Raw genomic sequence first — 1718 nt, forward strand, 5'->3', positions numbered from 1 at the left:
GGCATGCAGGCGACCGGCCAGGCGCGCGGCCACGGTCAGGGCCACGGCCGTCTTGCCGACGCCGCCGGTGCCGGCCAGGGTGACGAGGCGGCGTTCCTGTACGCGGGCAGCGAGCGTATCGATGGCTTCGGCGCGCCCCACCAGGGCCGTGGCGCACGGCGGCGCGCAGGGCGGAATAACCGGCGCCGCGTGGCGCTGCACGGTGGCGACAAAGGAATAGCCGCGGCCGGCCACGCTGTCGATGCAGCGGGGCGCGGCGCGCAAGGCCTTGCGCAGCGCGGCCACGTGGACGCGCAGGTTGGCTTCCTCGACGATGGTATCGGGCCAGACCCTGGCCATCAGCGTCTCCCTGGTCACCGTCTCGCCGGCCCGTTCGACCAGGGCGACGAGGATGTCGAAGGCGCGCGAGCCGAGCCGCACGGGCTGCTCGTGCTCCAGCAATATACGCTGCTGCGGATAAAGGCGGAACGGACCGAAACACACGCACGGTTCCGGCCACGTACAGGCTGGGACGGTCATGGGCTCTCCCGGTATGGCGAACCCAGATGGTAAATGGGAATTATTACACTATGCTGACAGCGTCGGTCGGCATGGCGTGCCGCCGCGGCGCGGGCGCCTACGATTCGGCGAAGTCTTCCACCTCGTAGCGTTCCAGGAAGCGCTCCGGCCCGGCGCCGGCGGCGATCCGGAACGCGGGCGCGGCGTCCTCGTGCTCCAGCACGCGCCGCACGAAGGCGCCCAGCGACTGGCGCGTGGTGCACTTCTGCCACATCGGATACAGGCCGCTCAGGCGGCTGCCGTCCAGGTAGCGGATCTCGAACTCGCATTCGGCCAGCGGACGGGAAGCGCTGGCCCAGGATTTCAGCAGTTTGTCCGCCGCGACGAAGGAGCCCAGCACGGCCGTGCTGCGGGCCGCTTCCTGGCGGATGCGGATCTGGGCGACACCGACCTTCTCGGCGCTGCGCTGTGACGGGGATGGGGGCATCAGGCGGCTCTTGGTGGTAGCGGGTGGCATGATTGTAGGGATCGGGCCGGGGCCGGCGCCAATAAATCCTTGTTAAGTGTTGTTAACCGGGGCGCCGCCGGGATCAGCCGGGATGGTGGAACACGGGCCGGCGAAAGCGTCCGATGGCGTCGCGCGCGCCGGCCGCCGTTGGCAGCAACGCGGCGCCGAAGCGGTTGAAGTGCAGGTGGCGCGCCATCAGCTCCAGCGCCGGCAGCAGGCCCGCCGCCAGCGCCGCGTCCTGGCCCTGCAGGTGCACGCTGGCGCTGGCCTGCGGCCCCAGCACGCCGGCCAGCGCGGCAAGTTCCCCCGCGTCGACGCAGCGCACCAGCAGGAAGCCGGGGCGGCGCCGCGCCAGCAGCGGCGCGGCGATGATGGCCGATGCCGTCATTTCCTCGAACGGCGCCATGCCGGCACGCTCCACCAGCGCCTCGCGCAAATCGACATAACCGGCGCCGTCGATGGCCGCCACCAGTGCGCCGGGTCCGGCCACGCCAGCCAGTTGCTGGCCCAGGTATTCGGCGCGCCCGTTCAGCGCGCCGGGCAGGACGAAGGCGACTTCACGGGCATCGGCTTCCGCCACCAGCATCATGCCGGCGCCGATCGCGCCGTGCAGCAAACCGTCGCGGCTGATGGCGCCGCGCAGGGCCTGGCGGCCCAGCAGGGCAGGGCCACCCGGCACCAGCGTGAAGGCGGCCGACGGCAGGCCGCAGGC

General features: G+C 71.7%; 3 protein-coding genes. All 3 read right to left on the reverse strand.

Features of this window, described 5'->3' with window-relative positions; all coding sequences use genetic code 11:
* Positions 1 to 519, reverse strand: a 519-nt coding sequence (locus tag GM672_RS27565; protein ID WP_211517455.1) for a winged helix-turn-helix domain-containing protein, incomplete at its 3' end; no start/stop codon positions are given.
* A 97-nt stretch (positions 520 to 616) separates the two neighbouring features.
* Positions 617 to 985 (reverse strand): hypothetical protein, encoded by a 369-nt coding sequence (locus tag GM672_RS27570; protein WP_155473682.1) that lies wholly within the window; start codon positions 983 to 985, stop codon positions 617 to 619.
* A 103-nt stretch (positions 986 to 1088) separates the two neighbouring features.
* Positions 1089 to 1718, reverse strand: a 630-nt coding sequence (locus GM672_RS28590; RefSeq protein ID WP_503826365.1) for an aldehyde dehydrogenase family protein, incomplete at its 5' end; no start/stop codon positions are given.

The sequence above is a fragment of the Pseudoduganella buxea genome (assembly GCF_009720835.1).
Classification (GTDB): Bacteria; Pseudomonadota; Gammaproteobacteria; order Burkholderiales; family Burkholderiaceae_D; genus Rugamonas; species Rugamonas buxea.